This window comes from Candidatus Chloroploca mongolica, assembly GCF_004762035.2.
Classification (GTDB): Bacteria; Chloroflexota; Chloroflexia; order Chloroflexales; family Chloroflexaceae; genus Chloroploca; species Chloroploca mongolica.
This window is the reverse complement of the sequence record NZ_SIJK02000048.1, coordinates 397-24,749: the sequence shown is the minus strand read 5'-3', so window position 1 is coordinate 24,749 and position 24,353 is coordinate 397. Positions and strand designations below refer to the sequence as shown.

The following is a 24,353-nucleotide window of genomic DNA, read 5'->3' as shown; positions in this document are numbered from 1 at the left end:
ATGCCCGCCTCGGCGATCGTGTCTGGCTCGACGTGGATGGCGATGGCATCCAGGATGCTAGTGAAACCAGTGGCATCGCCGGCGTCACCGTGACGATCTACAGTGCCGTCACCAACGAGCCGCTCGACAGTGATCTGGCGACTGGCGGCATTCAACCCTTGACCACAACCACCGATGCCAACGGCATCTACACCTTCACCCGACTCATCGCGGGCACCTACTACCTCGTCTTTGGCAACATCCCGCCTGAATATGCCGTCAGCCCGCAAGATCAGGGTGCCAACAACGCCACCGACTCTGATGTCAACCCGGTCGATCTGCGAACTACCACGATCACCCTGACTGACAACACCGATCTTACCTGGGACCTCGGGCTCTACCCACGCCTCACCATTGGCAACCTGGTCTGGTACGACACCAACAATAATGGCCTAGTTGACCCCGGCGAGCCTGGCATCGAAGGCGTCGTCATTGAACTCTACCGCGACATAAACGGCAACAACAGCTACGATGTCCTGGATACGCTGGTCAGAACAACCACAACAGATGAAGACGGCATCTACAGCTTCACCCTACTCGAACAGGGGGCGTACATCGCGGTCATCCCGGCCAGCGAATTCGTCAGCGGACGGCCACTCTACCTGCACCGCAGCAGCACCGGCAGCAACGGTGTGGCAACCGAAGATTACGAGCCAGCACCCGATCCCGACAACAACATTGACAACGACGACAACGGCACTGGCATCCCTGGTGAAGCCGTCGTCAGCATGGCGATCACCGTCAACCCCTCGTTAGAGCCAATCAATGACGGGGACACCGATCCTAACACCAACCTGACGCTCGACTTCGGCTTCTTTGAATCGCTCAGCCTGGGCAACCTGGTCTGGGACGATGTCAACAACAATGGGTTGTTTGATGCGGGTGAAGAAGAAGGCCTTGCAGGCGTCGTCGTTGAACTCTATCTCGACAGCGCAACCAATCCTGGCGTTGCCGACCCGAGCGAGTTTGTGGTTTCGACAACGACGAATGCCGACGGCATCTACAGCTTCAGCGACCTGATCGAGGGCGACTACATCGTACGCTTGCCAGCGAGCAACTTCAGTGCAGGCGGCGCCCTCGCTGCCAGCGGCGAACTGGCAGCCTATGTCTCAAGCAGCGGCACCAATGGCAGCGCCACTGGGCCCTACGAACCAGCACCGAGTCCAGAAGCCGATCCAGCAATCGATAATGACGACAACGGCACAACCGATGGCAACAGCCATGTCAACAGCCTACCGATCACACTGATCCCTGGCACTGAGCCACTTGCTGCCGTTGACGGCGACGGCCCCAACGGCAACCAGACGCTCGACTTCGGCCTCTACCGCCCGGCGCGCCTGGGCAACCTGGTCTGGCACGACCTCAACGCCAACGGCCTCCAGAATGGCGGCGACGAAATTGGCATCGCTGGCGTAACCGTGACGCTCTATCTCGACGACGCAACACCTGGGCCAAGCGCGGGTGATACCGAAGTGTTCAGTACCACCACCGCTGCCAACGGCACCTACAGCTTTACCTACCTCATCGCGGGTACCTACTACCTGCGCTTTGCGCAACCCGACGGCTACACCGAAATAAGCATTAACAACCGTGGCAGCGACGACACCATTGACAGCGATGCTAACCCGGTCACACGCGAGACCGCATTGATCCCGCTCACGGCGGGGCAAAGCGACCAGACCTGGGATATGGGGGCCTACAACCTCGCCACCATCGGCGACCGGGTCTGGTTGGACACCAACGGCAATGGCCTGCAAGACGCGGGTGAAAATGGCCTCGCGGCCATCTCAGTCGGCTTGACCGGACTTGACGGCACCGGTGCATCGGTGATCAGCACGACCACCACCAACGCGACGGGCACGTATACCTTCACCAATCTCGTCCCGGGCGTCTACACCGTCACCGTCACGGCCAGCGGCAGCTATACCTTTACGCACGCGAATATTCTGGCCAGCGAGATCACAACAGCGACCGACGCGATCGACTCCGACGCGAACCGGCTCACCGGCGTGATGGCGAGTACCGTGCTCACCTCGGGTGACGAAGACCTGACCTGGGACGCCGGCCTCGTGGTGCCGGTCAGCCTCGGCAATGTCGTCTGGCACGACGTTGATGCCGACGGCATCCAGGATGGTGGCGAACCAGGCATCCCCGGCGTGACCGTCACCCTCACCGGGGCCGGGCGCGACCGCACCTTTGGCACTGGTGACGACACGACGCTCATTACCACCACCACGGCCACGGGCTTCTACACCTTCACCGACCTGCTGCCAGGCGTCTATCGGGTGACCGTCACCCGTCCTGCGGGCTACGACCGCTTTAGTGTGCGCGATGCAGGGGACAATGATGATGCGGTTGATAGCGACGTGAGTGCCGGGGCCGGGGCGACCAGCACCACCGCCGACATCACGCTGGTGAGCGGCGTGAACGACTTCACTTGGGACGCCGGGCTCTATCGGCTGGGCACCCTCGGCAATGTCGTCTGGGACGACACCAACGGCAACGGCGTGCAGGACGCGGGCGAACCAGGCGTGCCGAATGTCACGCTCAACCTCACCGGCGTGACCGGTGCCGGGGATCCGATCAATCGCACAACGCAGACCGACGCGAGCGGCCTCTACACCTTTACGGATCTTGTCCCTGGCATCTACGCCGTCACCGTCACGGCCCCCACCGGCTACCGCATCACCGCCCAGAACCAGAGCGGCAACGACGAAAACGATAGCGACGCTGATCCCACCACCGGCGTGATGGCGAGCACCGTCATCACCTCGGGTGAGCTTGACGACACCTGGGACGCCGGGCTCTATCGGCCCGCAAGCATCGGCAACTTGGTCTGGCTCGACCGCAATGCTAACGGCGTTCAGGATGCAGGCGAACCCGGCGTTGTGGGTGTGACCCTCACGCTTACGGGTACCGACGGTCTGAATGCGCCGGTCACCGCCATTACTACGACCAACGCGAGCGGCCTCTACAGCTTTATCAACCTCCTACCAGGCATCTACACCGTCACGGCGACCCTGCCCAACGGCTATCGCTTCACCGTCACTGGACGCGGCACCAACGCCACCGACTCCAATGCCAATCCGACAACCGGCGTGATGAGTGGCACGACGCTCATTTCGGGTCAGTATGATGACAGTTGGGATGCCGGGGTCTACCGACCCGCCAGCATCGGGAACTTTGTTTGGCACGATCTCAACGGCAATGGCCTGCAAGACGACGGTGCCGCCAGCGGGCTTGCCGGGATCACGGTTGCCCTGGTGGGTCTGACTGGCCCTGGTGACAGTGTCAACCTGACGAGAACCACCGGAGACACCGGCTACTACACCTTCACCGATCTCGTCCCGGGTACCTACACCGTCACCGTCACGGCGACTGATCCGTATACCTTTACCTACGCGAATATTACCGAAGTCAGCGGCGCAACCGACGCCAATGACTCCGACGCGAACCGGCTCACCGGCGTGATGGCGAGTACCGTGCTCACCTCGGGTGACGAAGACCTGACCTGGGACGCCGGCCTCGTGGTGCCGGTCAGCCTCGGCAATGTCGTCTGGCACGACGTTGATGCCGACGGCATCCAGGATGGTGGCGAACCAGGCATCCCCGGCGTGACCGTCACCCTCACCGGGGCCGGGCGCGACCGCACCTTTGGCAATGGCGACGACACGACGCTGATCACCACCACCACGGCGACGGGCTTCTACACCTTCACCGACCTGCTGCCCGGGCTCTATCGGGTGACCGTCACCCGTCCTGCGGGCTACGACCGCTTTAGTGTGCAGAACGCCGACAGCAATGATGCGCTCGATAGCGACGTGACCGCCGGGGCGGGGGCGACCAGCACCACTGCCGACATCACGCTGGTGAGCGGCGTGGACGACTTCACCTGGGACGCCGGGCTCTATCAATTGGGCACCATTGGCGACCGGGTCTGGGACGACCGCAATGGCAATGGCGTGCAGGACACGGGCGAGCCGGGCGTGCCAAATGTCAGGCTCGACCTCAACGGCGAGACCGGTGCCGGCGCAACCGTCACGCTGACGACCACGACCAACGCAAGCGGCATCTACACCTTTACGAACCTGGTCCCGGGCACCTACACCGTGACCGTCACGGCCCCCAGTGGGTACCGCATCACCGCACAGAACCAGGGTGGCAACGACGCGACCGATAGCGACGCTGATCCCACCACCGGCGTGATGGCAAGCACCGTCATCACCTCGGGTGAGCTTGACGACACCTGGGACGCGGGGCTCTACCGGCCCGCCAGCATCGGCGACTTGGTCTGGCTCGACCGCAATGCCAACGGTGTTCAGGATGCAGGCGAACCCGGTGTTGCGGGTGTGACCCTCACGCTTACGGGTACCGACGGGCTGAATGCATTGGTCACCGCCATTACCACGACCAACGCGAGTGGCTTCTACAGCTTTACCGACCTCCTCCCGGGCATCTACACCGTCACGGCGACCCTGCCCGACGGCTATCGCTTCACCGTCACCGGACGCGGCACCAACGCCACCGACTCAGATGCCAATCCGACAACCGGCGTGATGAGTGGCACCTTCCTCGTCTCAGGTGAGTATGACGACACCTGGGATGCCGGGGTCTATCGGCCCGCCACCATCGGCGACCGGGTCTGGTTGGATACCAACGGCAATGGCCTGCAAGACGTGGGCGAAAATGGCCTCGCGGCGATTGCGGTCGGCTTGACCGGGCTTGACGGCACCGGTGCGCCGGTGATCAGTACGACCACCACCAACGCGACGGGCATCTATAGCTTCACCGATCTCGTCCCGGGTACCTACACCGTCACCGTTACGGCGACTGATCCGTATACCTTTACCTACGCGAATATTACCGAAGTCAGCGGCGCAACCGACGCCAATGACTCCGACGCGAACCGGCTCACCGGCGTGATGGCGAGTACCGTGCTCACCTCGGGTGACGAAGACCTGACCTGGGACGCCGGCCTCGTGGTGCCGGTCAGCCTCGGCAATGTCGTCTGGCACGACGTTGATGCCGACGGCATCCAGGATGGTGGCGAACCAGGCATCCCCGGCGTGACCGTCACCCTCACCGGGGCCGGGCGCGACCGCACCTTTGGCAATGGCGACGACACGACGCTGATCACCACCACCACGGCGACGGGCTTCTACACCTTCACCGACCTGCTGCCGGGGCGCTATCGCGTCACCGTCACCCGACCTGCGGGCTACGACCGCTTTAGTGTGCAGAACGCCGGCGACGATGCGCTCGATAGCGATGTGACCGCCGGGGCCGGGGCGACCAGCACCACCGCCGACATCACGCTGCTTAGCGGCGTAGACGACTTCACCTGGGACGCAGGGCTCTATCAATTGGGCACCCTCGGCGACCGGGTCTGGGACGACCTGAATGGCAACGGCGTGCAGGACGCGGGCGAGCCAGGCGTGCCAAATGTCAGGCTCGACCTCAACGGCGAGACCGGTGCCGGCGCAACCGTCACGCTGACGACCACGACCAACGCGAGCGGCATCTACACCTTTACGGATCTTGTCCCGGGCACCTACGCCGTCACCGTGACCACCCCCGCCGGGTACCGCATCACCGCACAGGATCAGGGTGGCAACAATGCGACCGACTCGGACGCCAATCCAACCACCGGCGTGATGGCAAGCACCGTCATCACCTCGGGTGAACTTGACCTCACCTGGGACGCGGGGCTCTACCGGCCCGCCAGCATCGGCGACCGGGTCTGGCTCGACCGCAATGCCAACGGCGTTCAGGATGCAGGCGAACCCGGTGTTGCGGGTGTGACCCTCACGCTTACGGGTACCGACGGGCTGAATGCATTGGTCACCGCCATTACCACGACCAACGCGAGTGGCTTCTACAGCTTTACCGACCTCCTCCCGGGCATCTACACCGTCACGGCGACCCTGCCCGACGGCTATCGCTTCACCGTCACCGGACGCGGCACCAGCGCCACCGACTCGGATGCCAATCCGACAACCGGCGTGATGAGTGGCACGACGCTTGTCTCGGGTGAGTATGATGACAGTTGGGATGCCGGGGTCTACCGGCCACTAAGCCTGGGCGATCTGGTCTTCTTTGACCGCGACAATAGCGGTGCGTATGCTGCGGGTACCGATAGCCCACTCGCCGGAGCGCTGGTCGAACTCTTCCTGGCTGACGGCACCACGGTCGTTACCAACGTAAACGGCGTGACGGTGGTCAGCCAGACGACGACCGCGACGGGCCTCTACACCTTTACCAACCTGCGCCCAGACGCTTACATGGTGCGTGTCACGCCACCAACTGGCTACCGCTCGTCCGACGACATCGCGACTACGGCCAACCCAGACAACAATGTCAATAACGACGATAATGGCCTTGGCAGCAGCAGCGAAGGCATCGTCAGCAGCGGCGTGATTACGCTCAGTTCGGGCGAGGAGCCAATCAACGACGGTGATACCGACACCAACCTGACGCTCGACTTCGGTTTCTACCGCCCGCTCACCCTGGGCAACCTGGTCTTCCACGACCGCGACAATAGCGGCACCTACGTGGACGGCACCGACATCGGCCTGGACGGGGCAACGGTCGAATTGCTGCGCAATGGCAGCGTCGTCACCGACGTGAACGGCGCACCCGTCAGCAATCAGACGACAGACGCGACGGGCCTCTACACCTTTACCAACCTGCGCCCTGGTGCTTACACCGTGCGCGTGACGCCACCAGAAGGCTATCGTTCGTCCGACAATACCGTCACTGACCCGAGCAACAATCAGGACAACGACGACAACGGTCTGGGCAATAGCACCGCCGGGCCAACGAGCAGCGGCGTGATTACGCTCACCTCGGGGATGGAGCCGACCGACGATGGCGATAGCAACCTGACGCTCGACTTCGGCTTCTATCGACCGCTCACCCTGGGCAACCTGATCTTCCACGACCGCGACAATAGCGGCACGTATGATGCAGGGATCGATAGCCCGCTGGCCGGGGCGACGGTTGAACTGCTGCGCAACGGCAGCGTCGTCACCGACGTGACCGGGGCAACCGTCAGCAGCCAGACGACGACCGCGACGGGCCTCTACACCTTCACCAACCTGCGCCCTGGTGCTTACACCGTGCGCGTGACGCCACCAGAAGGCTATCGTTCATCCGACAATACCGTCGCTGACCCGAATAACAATCAAGACAACGATGACAACGGCCTTGGCGACAGCACCGCCGGGCCGACGAGCAGCGGCGTTATCACGCTCACCTCGGGCGAGGAGCCGACTGACGCTGGCGACACCAACCTGACGCTCGACTTCGGCTTCTATCGCCCGCTCACCCTGGGCAACCTGGTCTTCCACGACCGCGACAATAGCGGCACCTATGTGGACGGCACCGACATCGGCCTGGCCGGGGCAACGGTTGAACTACTCCGCAACGGCAGCGTCGTCACCGACGTGACCGGGGCCAACGTTGTCAGCCAGACGACAACAAGCACCGGAATCTACACCTTCACCAACCTGCGCCCTGGTGACTACACCGTGCGTGTGACGCCACCAGCGGGCTATCGTTCGTCCGACAATACCGTCGATGACCCGAACACCAATGTGGACAACGACGACAACGGTCTTGGCGACAGCACCGCCGGGCCGACGAGCAGCGGCGTCATCACGCTCACCTCGGGCCAGGAACCGATCAACGACGGTGATACCGACGCCAACACCAACCTGACGCTCGACTTCGGCTTCTACCGGCCACTAAGCCTGGGCGATCTGGTCTTCTTTGACCGCGACAATAGCGGCACCTACAACAGCGGTGACGAACCGTTGCCAGGGGCGACGGTCGCGATCTTCTTCAGCGACGGCACCACGCCGGCAACCAATCTCACGGGCACGCTGATCACGAGCATTACGACTGGCGCTGATGGCCTCTATCGTTTCACCGATCTCAAGCCCAACGGCTATCTGGTGCAAGTCACCACGCCAGAAGGCTATCGCTCATCAATCGACATTGCCGGTACGCCAAATCCGAATAACAACACCAACGACGACGACAACGGCCTTGGAACGAATCGGACGGCACGCAGCAATGCGATCATGCTCACCTCGGGCCAGGAGCCAGTTGACGATGGTGATACGGATCCCAACACCAACCTGACGCTCGACTTCGGCTTCTTCCAGCCCGCCTCGCTCGGCGACCGGGTCTGGCTCGACCTGAACCAGAATGGCATCCAGGATACTGGCGAACGCGGGGTGGCGGACATCACGGTGACCCTGCGCTATGCAACTGCGCCCAATACGGTTATTCTGACGACAACCACTGATAGCGATGGCTTCTATCGCTTTGACATGCTCGGGGCCAACGACTATCTCATCGCGTTTGCTTTGCCGACCGGTTATACCTTTAGCCCGACCGGGGCAGGCACGCTAGCAAACGATAGCAATGCCAATGTGGAGACCGGGCGCACGGCAACGATCACGCTGAACCCGGATACCGAGGATCTAACCTGGGACGCGGGTATCTTTACGGTGCCTGAACTGACCAAGGCGCTGGCGGGAACCTCGTCGCTAGCCACCAGTGGCAGCAATGTCACGCTTGGCGAAGTCATCACCTATACGCTCACCATCAGCCTGGCCGAGGGCATCTTCCCGTCGCTCGTGGTCACCGATACGCTGCCGAGCGGCCTGAGCTATCTGACCGGCAGCACGAACGTCATTACCACCGGCTTCAACGGCACACTCCCAGCGTATAGCCTGACCGAGCCAGGGAGCAACGGTGGGACGCTTGTGCTCAACTGGAATGCGCCGGTCACGGTGACAACCGACAACAATCCGGCCAACAATAGCTTCCGCGTGCAATTGCAGGCGCGGGTGCGCGACGTGCCAGGGAACAGCGGGCTTGATCCGCAGACCACCCTCACCAACCGGGCGAGCATCGCCATCGGCAATAGCCCGACCATCACAAGCAACCAGGTTGACGTGACCGTGGTTGAACCGCGGCTAGAGCTTGACAAGCAATTCAGTCAAGCAACCGCCTATGCAGGCGAAACGGTCACCGTCACATTGACCGTCACCAACACCGGAACTTCACCGGCGCACGACGTTGTCATTGTTGACCCGCTGCCCACAGCCAACTTCAGCGCCGTGAGCCCAGGGACAACACCGAGTGGCTTTGCGTATAACACCGTCATCAGCGGCAGCGACACCATCGTGCGCTACACTGGTGGCCCCATTGCGGCTGACACAACCCGCACCTTCACCTTCCAGGTCACGCTCGCGGGCAATCTGGTCAACGGCACCGTCATCACCAACACCGCCACGATCACCCGATCAACCAGTCTGCCCGGTGACGATCCGAACGAGCGCGAAGAACCCGACACAAGTGACGATGATACAATCACCATCGTTGCGCCCGATCTCACGATCACCAAGAACGACGGTGTTAGCACGGTGGCGCCAGGTGACCTGATCACCTACACGCTCAGCTACACCAACCTCGGCACCCTCGCCGCAACCGGCGTCGTCATCACCGAGACCGTCCCGGTCAGCACGAGCTTTGTTGCGCCGAACACTTGGAACTGTTCAGACGGCGGAAGCGCGGGGGCCACGTGTACAACGAGCCTTGAAACCCTGGCGGCGGGTGCATCTGGCAGCATCACCTTTACCGTACGGCTGGCCTCAAGCGTGCCGGCTGGCTTCACCAGCATCACCAACACCGTCACAATCGCCGACGATGGGCAGAACGGCCCCGAAATCAGGCTGGACAACAATGACGACGACGAGGTCACGCCGGTCAAAGCCGCGCCCGATCTCGTCATCACCAAGACCGACGACAACCGCACCGTGACCACGGGCGACCGGATCACCTACACGCTCACCTACACCAACGTCGGCAACCAGGATGCCACTGGCGTCATCATTAGCGAGACCGTCCCAACCTATACTACCTTCATCACGCCGACAGGCTGGGAGTGTGAAGGCGTTTCCTGCATCTACGACGTAGGCGACCTCGCCGTCAACATCACCGGTACCATCACCTTTGTCGTGCGGGTCAATGCGAGCCTGCCCGCGGGCGTCAATAGCATCTTCAACACCGTTGCGATCGCCGATGACGGCCGCAATGGTGCCGACCCGACCCCGTCGAATAATGAGGACGACGAGACCACCCCCATCACGGCGGCCCCGAACCTCGTCATCACCAAGACCGACGGCGACCTCAGCACGAGCACGGTTCCAGGTGGGCTGATTACCTACACGCTCCACTACACCAACACCGGCAACCAGCAGGCCATAGGCGTCGTCATCAGCGAGACCGTACCCGTCAGTACGAGTTTTGTGATCACCGACAGCAGTACCTGGGACTGCACCAACGCCCCGCTTTGCACCTTGACTATCGGCACCCTCAACGCCGGGGCCTTTGGCAGCGCCACCTTCATCGTGCGCGTGGCCGACCAACTGCTCGCAGGCGTCACCACGATCACCAACACCGCCGCCATCAGCGGCACCAACGATCCTGGCTCGTCCTCGAACGACGAGACCACCCCAGTCATCGCCACACCTGATCTCGTCATCACCAAGACCGACGGCGACCGCACCGTGACCACCGGCGACCTGATCACCTACACGCTCACCTACACTAATGTCGGCAACCAGGACGCCACTGGCGTCATCATTAGCGAGACCGTCCCAACCTATACCAGTTTCATCACGCCGACCGGCTGGACATGTAACAGTGTCACCTGCACCTACAACGTGGGCGACCTCGCCGTCAACATCACCGGCACCGTCACCTTCGTGGTGCAGGTGGATGAAAACCTGCCCGCAGGCGTCACGACCATTACCAACACCGTCGTCATCGCCGACGATGGCAGCAATGGTGCCGACCCGACCCCGTCGAATAACGAGGCCGACGAGACCACGCCCGTCACCGCCGCACCCGATCTCGTCATCACCAAGACCGACGGCGATAGCACCGTGACCACGGGCGACCTGATCACCTACACGCTCACCTACACCAACGTCGGCAACCAGGATGCCACTGGCGTCGTCATCACCGAGACCGTCCCGACCTACACCACCTTCATCATGCCGACCGGCTGGACATGTAACAGTGGTACCTGCACCTACGACGTGGGCGACCTCGGCGTCAACATCACCGGCACCGTCACCTTTGTCGTGCAGGTGGATCCGAGCCTGCCCGCTGGCGTCAATAGCATCTTCAACACCGTTGCGATCGCCGACGACGGCAGCAATGGTGCCGACCCGACCCCGTCGAATAACGAGGACGATGAGACTACCCCCATCACGGCGGCCCCAACGCTCGTCATCACCAAGACCGACGACGACCTCAGCACGATCCCGGGTGGGCTGATTACCTACACGCTGACCGTGACCAACACCGGCAACCAAGCGGCGGCTGGAGTGGTCATCACCGAGACCGTGCCGGCCCATACAAGCTTTGTCGTTGCGGGGAGTAGTGCAACCTGGAGTTGCAACGACGGAAGCCTAGCCGGAACGCCATGCACCCTCACGCTCGGCACGCTCAATGCCGGAGCCGTGGTCACCCGCACCTTCATCGTGCAGGTGGACACCCCGTTGCCCAACGGCATTACGACCATCACCAACACCGCCCGCATCGGGGGCACCAACCATCCCGAAGGCCCCTCGAACAACGAGACCACGCCGGTCGAGGCCGCACCCGATCTCGTCATCACCAAGACCGACGACGGGATCACCGTGGAGCCAGGCGACCTGATTACCTACACGCTCACCTATCGCAACGTCGGCAACCAGGACGCGACCGGCGTCACCATCACCGAGACCGTGCCACTGAACACGCGCTTTGTCATTGCCGGCAGCAGTACCGGGTGGAGTTGCGACGACGATAGTCCAGCCGGGACAACCTGTATCTACACCCGCACCGCGCTGGGGGCCGGGAGCACGCTGACCCGCACCTTCGTCGTGCAGGTGGATGCAAGCCTGCCCGCTGGCGTCAACAGCATCTTCAACACCGTTGCAATCGCCGACGATGGCACCAACGGTGAAGACCAGGACAACACGAATAACGACGACAACGAGACCACGCCCATCACGGCGGCCCCGAACCTTGTCATCACCAAGACCGACAAGGGCATCAGCACGGTTCCGGGTGGGCTGATTACCTACACGCTCCACTACACCAACACCGGCAACCAGCAGGCCGTGGGCGTCGTCATCAGCGAGACCGTACCCGTCAGTACGAGCTTTGTGATCACCGGCAGCAGTACCTGGGACTGCACCAACGACCCGCGCTGCACCCTGGCTATCGGCACCCTCAACGCCGGGGCCTCTGGCAACGCCACCTTCATCGTGCGCGTGGCCGACCAACTGCTCGCGGGCGTCACCACAATCACCAACACCGCCGCCATCAGCGGCACCAACGATCCTGGCGCGTCCTCGAACATCGAGACGACCCCAGTCACCGCTGCACCCGATCTCGTCATCACCAAGACCGACGACAACCGCACCGTGACCACGGGCGACCGGATCACCTACACGCTCACCTACACCAACGTCGGCAACCAGGATGCCACTGGCGTCATCATTAGCGAGACCGTCCCAACCTATACTACCTTCATCACGCCGACAGGCTGGGAGTGTGAAGGCGTTTCCTGCATCTACGACGTAGGCGACCTCGCCGTCAACATCACCGGTACCATCACCTTTGTCGTGCGGGTCAATGCGAGCCTGCCCGCGGGCGTCAATAGCATCTTCAACACCGTTGCGATCGCCGACGACGGCAGCAATGGCGACGACCCAACGCCAGCGAACAACACCGCCACCGAGACGACCCCCATCACGGCGGCCCCGAACCTCGTCATCACCAAGACCGACGGCGGGATCAGCACGGTTCCGGGTGGGCTGATTACCTACACGCTCCACTACACCAACACCGGCAACCAACAGGCCGTCGGCGTCGTCATCAGCGAGACCGTACCCGTCAGTACGAGCTTTGTGGCCGCTGGCAGCAGTTCCTGGAATTGCACCAACGCCCCGCGCTGCACCCTGACTATCGGCACCCTCAACGCCGGTGCCTCTGGCAGCGCCACCTTCATCGTGCGCGTGGCCGACCAACTGCTCGCGGGCGTCACCACGATCACCAACACCGCCGCCATTAGCGGCACCAACGATCCTGGCTCGTCCTCGAACGACGAGACCACCCCAGTCATCGCCACACCTGATCTCGTCATCACCAAGACCGACGGCGACCGCACCGTGACCACCGGCGACCTGATCACCTACACGCTCACCTACACCAATGTCGGCAACCAGGATGCCACTGGCGTCGTGATCACCGAGACCGTCCCGACCTATACCAGTTTCATCACCACCGCCGGCTGGACATGCGACAGTGGCACCTGCACCTACGACGTGGGCGATCTCGCCGTCAACATCACTGGCACCGTCACCTTCGTGGTGCAGGTGGATGAAAGCCTGCCCGCTGGCGTCACGACCATCACCAACACCGTCGTCATCGCCGACGATGGCACCAACGGGCCAGATCTGACACCGGACAACACCGCTACCGAGATCACGCCCGTCACCGCCGCACCCGATCTCGTCATCACCAAGACCGACGACAACAGCACCGTGACCACGGGTGACCTGATCACCTACACGCTGACCGTGACCAATACCGGCAACCAGCAAGCAGCGAACGTCGTCATCACCGAGACGGTGCCCGCCAATACGAGCTTTGTTGCTGCGGGGAGTAGTGCGACCTGGAGTTGCCCGAACGGCAGTGAGGCTGACACTACCTGTATCTTCACTATCGGCAACCTGAATGCAGGAGCCACGCTGACCCGTACCTTGGTGGTGCGCGTCGCGAGCACGCTGCCGGCAGGGGTCACCACGATCACCAATACGGCCAGGATCGGCAGCAGCAATCATACTGGCTCAGACTCGAATATCGAGACAACGCCAGTCGAGGCTGCGCCCGATCTCGCCATCACCAAGACCGACAAGGGCATCACGGTGGAGCCGGGCGGTCTGATTACCTACACCCTCCACTACACCAACACCGGCAACCAGGCTGCCACCGGCATCGTGCTTACCGAGACGGTGCCTGCCGATACGAGCTTTGTCAGCATTGGCAGTAGCGCTGGGTGGTCTTGCGCCGATGGCCCTCAGGCCGGCAATACCTGTGTCTACACCCGCGCGACGACGTTGAGTGCAGGCGCAATCGACAACCTCACCTTTGTGGTGCAGGTCAACAATCCGTTGCCAGTTGGCGTTGAACAGGTGGTCAATACGGCCCAGATCGCCGATGATGGCACCAATGGCACAACGCCCACTCCGACGACGACGATCACCACGCCGGTCACCTTCCCGCCGATCAGTCTGGGCAATCGGGTCTTCTACGATACCAACAATGATGGTCGTGACAACGAGGGTGACGGCGTCACCCTCGGCTCGGCCACGGGTGTCCCCAGCGTCACCGTGCAACTCTTGCTCGATGCCAACCGCGACGGGCAACTGACGGGCGATGAGCAGACCTGGATCGCCGAGGCAACCACCGACGCCGATGGTTTTTACCTCTTCACTGAGCAGACCCGTCGCAATGGGGTGGTGCTCACCGAGACTCTGCCGCTCTATCCGGGGCAGTACGTGATCGGAATTCCGGCGAGCCAGTTTGCCACGGGTGCCGCCCTTGCAGGCTACCATAGCAGCGGCACGACGATTGATGCGACTGGCACACTGACCGAGACCGTCACCGGGCTTGGTGATCGCCAGGATCGTGGCACGCACCAGCGCACCGGCTTCTATGGTGCGGGCGTCCTGAGTGCGCCAGTTGAGGTTGTGACCGGACAGGCACCTCGCAATGAGCCTGAAGATCCCGGTTCTTCACCCAATAAAGCACCGATCCTCGATCAAAATAGTGATCTGACCATTGACTTCGGCTTCTACACCGCAAGCCTGGGCGACCAGGTCTGGCTTGACGATGGTCGCGGGGTCGGTGGCATCCTGGCCGACGGCCTGCGCAATGGTGAAGAGACCGGCCTCCCCGGTCTTGCCATCGCTTTGCTGCCGGCGAGCAGCGAGACAATCCTGCTTACGACGACCACCGGCGTCAGTGGAACCTACACCTTCACCGGGCTAAGCCAGGGCGACTACCGGGTTCGCATCACGATACCTGAAGGTTATGTCAGTACACGCGACACCGCAGGAACCCTTGACCCGAATAACAACCTCAACGACGACGATAACGGGGTTGGCAGCACACCTGACACCGCCACAAGCAATGCCTTCACGCTCACGCCAGGCGGAATCAGCAATACGCTTGTGCTCAGCACAACTGGCAGCACCCACAATGCAACGCTTGACTTTGGCATCGTGCGAGCCTACAGTCTGGGCAACCAGGTCTGGAACGACCGCAATAATAATGGCCTGTTCGACAATGGCGAAACCGGGCTTGAAGGTGTGACCCTGCGGCTCTTCCTGGCTGATGGAACGACCCGTGCCACCCACATTAGCGGCGCACAGGTGGACGATCAGACCACTGATGCCACTGGGAACTACACCTTTACTGACCTCGCCGCCGGCACCTATCTTGTCCGTGTGCTCAATAGCAACTTCAGTGGCGCGGGTGTACTCGCCGCCACCGCAAGCCTGCCAGCCTTTAGCTCAAGCACGGGCAGCAATGGTAGCGCCACCGGGCCGTACGAAGGGGCAGCCACACCCGATCCTGATAATGGCGTTGATAATGACGACAACGGCACAACCGATGCCAACGGCCATGTCAACACTCTGCCAGTCACCATCAGCACCACAAACAACCTAACGCTTGACTTTGGCTTTTATCGACCGGCCAGCCTCGGCAACCTTGTCTGGCTTGACCGTAACGCCGATGGCATCCAGGATCCCAGTGAACCAGGGCTGAGCAACGTCACCGTTGAGCTCTATCAAGCAGGCGATCCGAGCAACTTCCTGATCAGCACCACCACCGACATCAGTGGAACCTATCTCTTCAATAACCTGGGCGCAGGCAACTACGTGCTGCGCTTTGTCCAGCCTGAGGGCTACTACTTCAGCCAGCCAGGTCAGGGTGAGGATGTAGCACGTAATAGCGATGCTGATCAAGCTAGCGGCGAGACTGCCATCGTGACGTTGACAGAAGGCCAGACCGACCTGACCTGGGACGCCGGGCTCTACCGCGGGGCCAGCCTCGGCAACCTCGTCTGGGAAGACACCAACGGCAACGGCGTGCAGAATAACGGTGAGGCTGGCCTACCGAACGTGCCCGTCACCCTCACCGGGCGCGACAGCCTTGGCGCGACCGTCAGCCTGACCACGACCACCGACGCGAGCGGGATCTACACCTTCACCACCCTGGGGCCCGGGGTCTACACCGTCACCGTCACCGCGCCCGGCGGCTATCTCTTCACGGCGCTCAATCGCGGCGAACCTGATGCCGACAGCGACGCGGGCAGCGACGGCGTGATGAGCGCCACCATTCTCACCTCGGGGGAGACGGACCTCACCTGGGACGCCGGGCTCTACCAACCCGCCACGCTCGGCGACCGCGTCTGGCGTGACGCCAACAGCGACGGCCTCCAGACCAGCGGCGAAGCTGGCTTCGCGGGGGTGAACGTTGGCCTGGTCGGCGTGACCGGCGCGGGGGTTCCCGTGACCGCCACCACCAGCACCGATGCCACCGGGTTCTACACCTTCACCACGCTGGCCCCGGGCACCTACACCGTCACCGTCACCGCGCCCGACGGCTCCGTCTTCACCCAGCGGAACGTCGGTCATGACGCGACGCAGGATAGTGATGCCGACGCCACCGGCGTGATGGCCAGCACCATCCTGGCCTCCGGCCAGACCGACCTGACCTGGGACGCTGGGCTCTATCGCGGGGCCGCACTCGGCGACCGCGTCTGGGAGGACTTGAATGCCAATGGCGTGCAGGACGCCGACGAACCCGGCCTGCCCAATGTGACGCTCACGCTCACCGGGGTCGATGGCTTCGGCACGACCGTCACGCGAACCACGACGACCGATGCGAACGGGATCTACACCTTTACCAACCTGGTACCAGGCGTCTATACCGTCACCGCGACCCTGCCCACCGGCTACGAGGTCACGACCGCGAACGTCGGCAACGACGCGACCGATAGTGACGCCGACGCCAGCGGCGTGATGACCGGCATCACGCTCACCTCGGGCCAGACCGACCTGACCTGGGATCTCGGCCTCTTCCAGCGCGCCGCGCTCGGCGACCGCGTCTGGGATGACCTGGATGCCAACGGGCGGCAAGACGCCGACGAACCCGGCCTGCCCAATGTGACGCTGACCCTTACCGGGATCGATGGCTTCGGCACGCCCGTCACGCTGACCACGACCACCGACGCCACCGGGATCTACACCTTCACCAAGCTGGTACCCGGCGTCTATACCGTCACCGTGACGACACCCGACGGCTACGTCGTCACCCAACCGACCATCGGCGAGCCGACCGGCGACTCCGACGCCGACGCCAGTGGCGTGATGAGCGGCATCACGCTCACCTCCGGCCAGACCGACCGAACCTGGGACGCCGGACTCTACCGCGGGGCCACCATCGGCAACCTGGTCTGGGACGACACCAACGGCGATGGCGTCCAAAATAACGGCGAACCCGGCCTACCGAACGTGCCCGTCACGCTCACCGGGGTCGATAGCCTTGGCGCGACGGTCAGCCTGACCACGACCACCGACGCGAGCGGCATCTACACCTTTACCAACCTGGTGCCGGGCACCTACACCGTCACCGTCACCGCGCCCGAGGGCTACCTCTTCACCGCGCTCAATCGCGGCGAGCCTGATGCCGACAGCGACGCGGGCAGCGACGGCGTGATGGCCAGCACCATCCTCACCTCGGGTGAGACCGACCTGACCTGGGACGCCGGGCTCTACCGGCCCGCCACGCTCGGCGACCGCGTCTGGCAGGACACCAACAGCGACGGCTTGCAGACCAGCGGCGAACGCGGCTTTGCCGACGTGACCGTCACGCTGGATGGGCGCACCGGCGCCGGCGCGACCGTCACGCTGACCACGACCACCGACGCCAGCGGCATCTACACCTTTACCACGCTGGCCCCGGGGACCTACACCGTCACCGTCACCGCGCCCGACGGCTCCGTCTTCACCCAGCGGAACGTCGGTCATGACGCGACACGCGATAGTGATGCTGACAGCACCGGCGTGATGTCCAGCACCATCCTCGCCTCCGGCCAGACCGACCTGACCTGGGACGCCGGGCTCTACCGCGGGGCCGCGCTCGGCGACCGCGTCTGGGACGACCTCAATGCCAACGGCGTGCAGGACGCCGACGAACCCGGCCTGCCCAATGTGACGCTCACGCTCACCGGGGTCGATGGCTTCGGCACGACCGTCACGCGAACCACGACGACCGATGCGAACGGGATCTACACCTTTACCAACCTGGTACCAGGCGTCTATACCGTCACCGCGACCCTGCCCACCGGCTACGAGGTCACGACCGCGAACGTCGGCAACGACGCGACCGATAGTGACGCCGACGCCAGCGGCGTGATGACCGGCATCACGCTCACCTCGGGCCAGACCGACCTGACCTGGGACATCGGCCTCTTCCAGCGCACCACGCTCGGCGACCGCGTCTGGGACGACCTCAATGCCGACGGACGGCAAGACGCCGACGAACCCGGCCTGCCCACCGTGACGCTCACGCTCACTGGGCGCGACGGCTTCGGCACGCCCGTCACGCTGACCACGACCACCGACGCGAACGGCATCTACACCTTTACCAATCTGGTGCCCGGCGTCTATACCGTCACCGTGACGACACCCGACGGCTACGTCGTCACCCAACCGACCATCGGCGAGCCGACCGGCAACTCCGACGCTGACGCCAGCGGCGTAATGACCGGCATCACGCTCACCTCCGGCCAGACCGACCGCACCTGGGACGCCGGGCTCTACCAGGGGGCCAGCCTCGGCAACCTGGTCTGGGAAGACACCAACGGCGATGGCGTCCAGAATAACGGCGAACCCGGCCTACCGAACGTGCCCGTCACCCTCACCGGGCGCGACAGCCTTGGCGCGACGGTCAGCCTGACCACGACCACCGACGCGAGTGGGATCTACACCTTCACCACCCTGGTGCCCGGGGTCTACACCGTCACCGTCACCGCGCCCGAGGGCTACCTCTTCACCGCGCTCAATCGCGGCGAGCCTGATGCCGACAGCGACGCGGGCAGCGACGGCGTGATGAGCGCCACCATCCTCACCTCGGGTGAAGAAGACTTGACCTGGGACGCCGGGCTCTACCGGCCCGCCACGCTCGGCGACCGCGTCTGGCGTGACGCCAACAGCGACGGCCTCCAGACCGAGGGTGAAGCGGGCTTCGCCGACGTGACCGTCACGCTGGAGGGGCGCACCGGTGCCGGGACGACCGTCACGCTGACGACCACCACCGACGCCAGCGGCATCTACACCTTCACCACCCTGGCCCCGGGCACCTACACCGTCACCGTCACCGCACCCGACGGCTCCGTCTTCACCCAGCGGAACGTCGGTCATGACGCGACACGCGATAGTGATGCTGACAGCACCGGCGTGATGTCCAGCACCATCCTCGCCTCCGGCCAGACCGACCTGACCTGGGACGCCGGGCTCTATCGCGGGGCCGCGCTTGGCGACCGCGTCTGGGACGACCTCAATGCCAATGGCGTGCAGGACGCCGGCGAACCCGGCCTGCCCAATGTGACGCTCACGCTCACTGGGCGCGACGGCTTCGGCACGCCCGTCACGCGAACCACGACCACCGATGCGAACGGGATCTACACTTTCACTAACCTGGTACCCGGCGTCTATACCGTCACCGCCACCCTGCCCACCGGCTACGCAGTCACGACCGCGCACGTCGGCAACGACGCGACCGATAGTGACGCCGACGCCAGTGGCGTGATGAGCGGCATCACGCTCACCTCGGGCCAGACCGACCGCACCTGGGATCTCGGCCTCTTCCAGCGCGCCACGCTCGGCGACCGCGTCTGGGACGACCTGGATGCCAACGGGCGGCAGGACGAAGGCGAACCGGGCCTGCCCACCGTGACGCTCACGCTCACCGGGGTCGACGGCTTCGGCACGCCCGTCACGCTGACCACGACCACCGACGCGAACGGCATCTACACCTTTACCAACCTGGTACCCGGCGTCTATACCGTCACCGTCACCGCGCCCGCGGGCTTCGTCGTCACCCAACCGACCATCGGCGAGCCGACCGGCGACTCCGACGCTGACGCCAGCGGCGTGATGAGTGGCATCACGCTCACCTCGGGCCAGACCGACCTGACCTGGGACGCCGGGCTCTATCAGGGGGCCACCATCGGCAACCTGGTCTGGGACGACACCAACGGCGATGGCGTCCAGAGCCACGGCGAGACTGGCCTACCGGACGTGCTCGTCACGCTCACCGGGCGCGACAGCCTTGGCGCGACCGTCAGCCTGACCACGACCACCGACGCGAGCGGGATCTACACCTTCACCACCCTGGGGCCCGGGGTCTACACCGTCACCGTCACCGCGCCCGAGGGCTACGTCGTCACCGCGCTCAATCGCGGCGAGCCTGATGCCGACAGCGACGCGGGCAATGACGGCGTGATGAGCGCCACCATCCTCACCTCGGGTGAGACCGACCTGACCTGGGACGCCGGGCTCTACCGGCCCGCCACGCTCGGCGACCGCGTCTGGCAGGACACCAACAGCGACGGCTTGCAGACCAGCGGCGAACGCGGCTTTGCCGACGTGACCGTCACGCTGGATGGGCGCACCGGCGCCGGCGCGACCGTCACGCTGACCACGACCACCGACGCCAGCGGCATCTACACCTTTACCACGCTGGCCCCGGGCACCTACACCGTCACCGTCACCGCACCCGACGGCTCCGTCTTCACACAGCGGAACGTCGCTAATGACGCGACACGCGATAGTGATGCCGACGCCACCGGCGTGATGGCCAGCACCATCCTCGCCTCGGGGGACGAAGACCTGAGTTGGGACGCCGGACTCTACCGCGGGGCCGCACTCGGCGACCGCGTCTGGGAGGACCTGAATGCCAATGGCGTGCAGGACGACGGCGAACCTGGCCTGCCCGACGTGACGCTCACGCTCACCGGGCGCGACGGCTTCGGCACCACCGTCAGCCTGACCACGACAACCGATGCGAACGGGATCTACACCTTTACCAACTTGGTACCAGGCGTCTACACCGTCACCGCGACCCTGCCCACCGGCTACGACGTCACGACCGCGAACGTCGGCAACGACGCGACCGATAGTGACGCCGACGCCAGCGGCGTGATGACCGGCATCACGCTCACCTCGGGCCAGACCGACCTGACCTGGGATCTCGGCCTCTTCCAGCGCGCCGCGCTCGGCGACCGCGTCTGGGATGACCTGGATGCCAACGGGCGGCAAGACGCCGACGAACCCGGCCTGCCCAATGTGACGCTCACGCTCACCGGGGTTGATGGCGCTGGGGCGACCGTCAGCCTGACCACGACGACCGATGTGAACGGGTTCTACACCTTTACCAATCTGGTGCCGGGCACCTACACTGTCACCGTGACGGCACCTGAGGGCTACGTCGTCACCCAACCGTCCATCGGCGAGGCGACCGGCAACTCCGACGCCGACGCCAGTGGCGTGATGAGCGGCATCACGCTCACCTCCGGCCAGACCGACCTAACCTGGGACGCCGGGCTCTACCAGGGTGCCACCATCGGCAACCTGGTCTGGGAAGACACCAACGGCAACGGTGTCCAGAATAACGGCGAGGCTGGCCTACCGAACGTGCTCGTCACGCTCACCGGGCGCGACAGCCTCGGCGCGACCGTCAGCCTAACCACGACGACCGACGCGAGCGGCAGCTACACCTTTACCGCCCTGGTGCCCGGCACCTACACCGTCACCGTCACCGCGCCCGAGGGGTACGTCTTCACCGCCCGCAACCAGGGCGAGCCTGATGCCGACAGCGACGCGGGCAATGACGGCGTGATGACCGCCACCATCCTCACCTCGGGTGAGACCGACCTGACTTGGGACGCCGGGCTTTACCGGCCCGCCACGCTCGGCGACCGCGTCTGGCGTGACGCCAACAGCGACGGCCTCCAGACCGCGGGTGAAGATGGCTTTGCCGACGTGACCGTCACGCTGGATGGGCGCACCGGCGCGGGGGCGACCGTCACCCTGACGACCACCACCGATGCCACCGGGTTCTACACCTTCACCACCCTTGCCCCGGGCACCTACACCGTCACCGTCACCGCGCCCGAGGGGTACGTCTTCACCCAGCGCAACGTCGGCAATGACGCGACACGCGATAGTGATGCCGACAGCACCGGCGTGATGGCCAGCACCGTCCTCGCCTCGGGGGACGAAGACCTGAGTTGGGACGCTGGGCTCTACCAGCGCTCAAGCCTGGGCGATCGGGTGTGGGACGACCGCAACGCCAACGGTGTCCAGGACGAGGATGAGCTCGGCGTCGCCGGTATCACCGTCACGCTCTATGCCGCCGATGGAACAACGGTCATTCGCACCACGACCACTGACAATGACGGTCTCTATCGGTTTGACGAGCTTGAACCAGGTAGCTACATCATTGGCTTTGGTCTACCCGACGGCTTTGTGCGCAGCATAGCCGGTGGCACCTCTGATGAAGCGCTTGACAGCGATGCCGATCAAAGCACCGGTCTCACGCGCCTGATCACGCTGCCTACGGCAACCAGCGACCTAACCTGGGACGCCGGTATCTACCAACCGGCCCAACTGGGGGACCGTGTCTGGCTCGACCGCAACGCCAACGGCTTGCAGGATGTAGGTGAAACCGGGCTTGCCAATGTTGTCGTCACCCTGTTTGGGGAGGATGGAACCACCGTCATTCGCACCACAACGACGAATGAGGACGGCATCTATCAATTCACCTATCTTGATCCTGGAACCTACAGCATCGAGTTTACTCCACCTGCCGGCTACGAACTGAGCCCCCAAGGGCAAGGGGATGATGCCGCGCAGGATAGCGATGCCGACCCACTGACTGGTCGCACCGAACGTATCACCCTCGAACCTGGTCAGTCTGATCAGCGTTACGACGCCGGTCTCTTCCAGCGGGTCGCCGTTGGTGATCGTGTCTGGGTAGACACCAATAACAACGGCTTGATCGACCGCGACGAGCAAGGGCTAGAAAATATTGAAGTCCTGCTCTACACGGATCGCACCAATGACGGCTTGCCTGACGGCGAAGCAATCGCCCGAACGACGACCGATACGCAAGGCAACTATCGCTTTGAGCAACTTGTCCCTGGCGATTATCTGGTTGAAATCATCGTCGCCGAAGACTTCACCAGCAGCACAGGGTTGCCCGGTTCCGCGACTGGCCAATTTGAACCGGCACCCAGCCCGAACGACGACGGTGATGACGATGACAATGGAAGCCAGGTGAGCGAAACGCTCATCCGTAGTGGCACCATCACCCTGTGGAGCCAGCACGAACCAGGTGAGGCCGTGGATGGCGATGACTTCAACGGCAATATGACCCTTGACTTTGGCATCTTCCACCCAGCGTCGCTTGGTCAGGGCATCTGGTATGATACCAACGGCAATGGCTATCGCGATCCAGGTGAAGCAGGCGTGCCCGGTGTGCTCGTTACGCTCTACTATGGCGATGGCACGCCCGTCCTTGGGCCAGATGGCCTCCCAATCACCGTTCTCACTGATGAGAATGGCCTGTATCGCTTTGACTATCTCGTCCCTGGAACCTATCTGGTCGGATTTACCAACCTGCCTCCGGGTTATACCTTTACCGTGCCCGGCGGTGACAGCAATATCGACCCGGTGACAGGTCAAACCATTGCCGTCACGCTCGCACCGGGTGACGTCAATCTGACCCTCTGGGCAGGCATCGTCTCACCCACCGCGATCAATCTGGTACAGTTCACGGCAACACCAGCATCTTCGGGCGTGAGCCTGAACTGGACAACCGCCGCCGAACAGTCCACCTGGGGCTTCCACATCCTGCGGGGCCTCGACACCAATCCTGCCAACGCCGTGCGCATCACCGAACAAACCATCCTGGCACGCGGCAATCCGCAGATGGGGGCATCCTATAGCTGGACAGATACAACTACCATGCCTGGCACCAGCTACAGCTACTGGCTGCAGGAAATTGAACTGGACGGAACGATCAAGACCTACGGCCCGGCAACGGCGAGCATGCCGCTCAACGAAACGCGCTTCCGTGTCGTCCTACCTTTGATTATGCGGTAG

The 24,353-nt window shown here is 63.5% G+C and carries 1 protein-coding gene (running past one end of the window); it reads left to right on the top strand.

Going from position 1 to position 24,353, the window contains the following annotated elements:
- Positions 1-24,353: the 3' portion of an SdrD B-like domain-containing protein gene (locus EYB53_RS19625; RefSeq protein WP_135480173.1), read on the top strand. The gene continues 11,128 nt to the left of window position 1, outside the view; the window shows 24,353 of its 35,481 coding nt (coding positions 11,129-35,481); its start codon lies beyond the left edge, outside the window; the stop codon is at positions 24,351-24,353.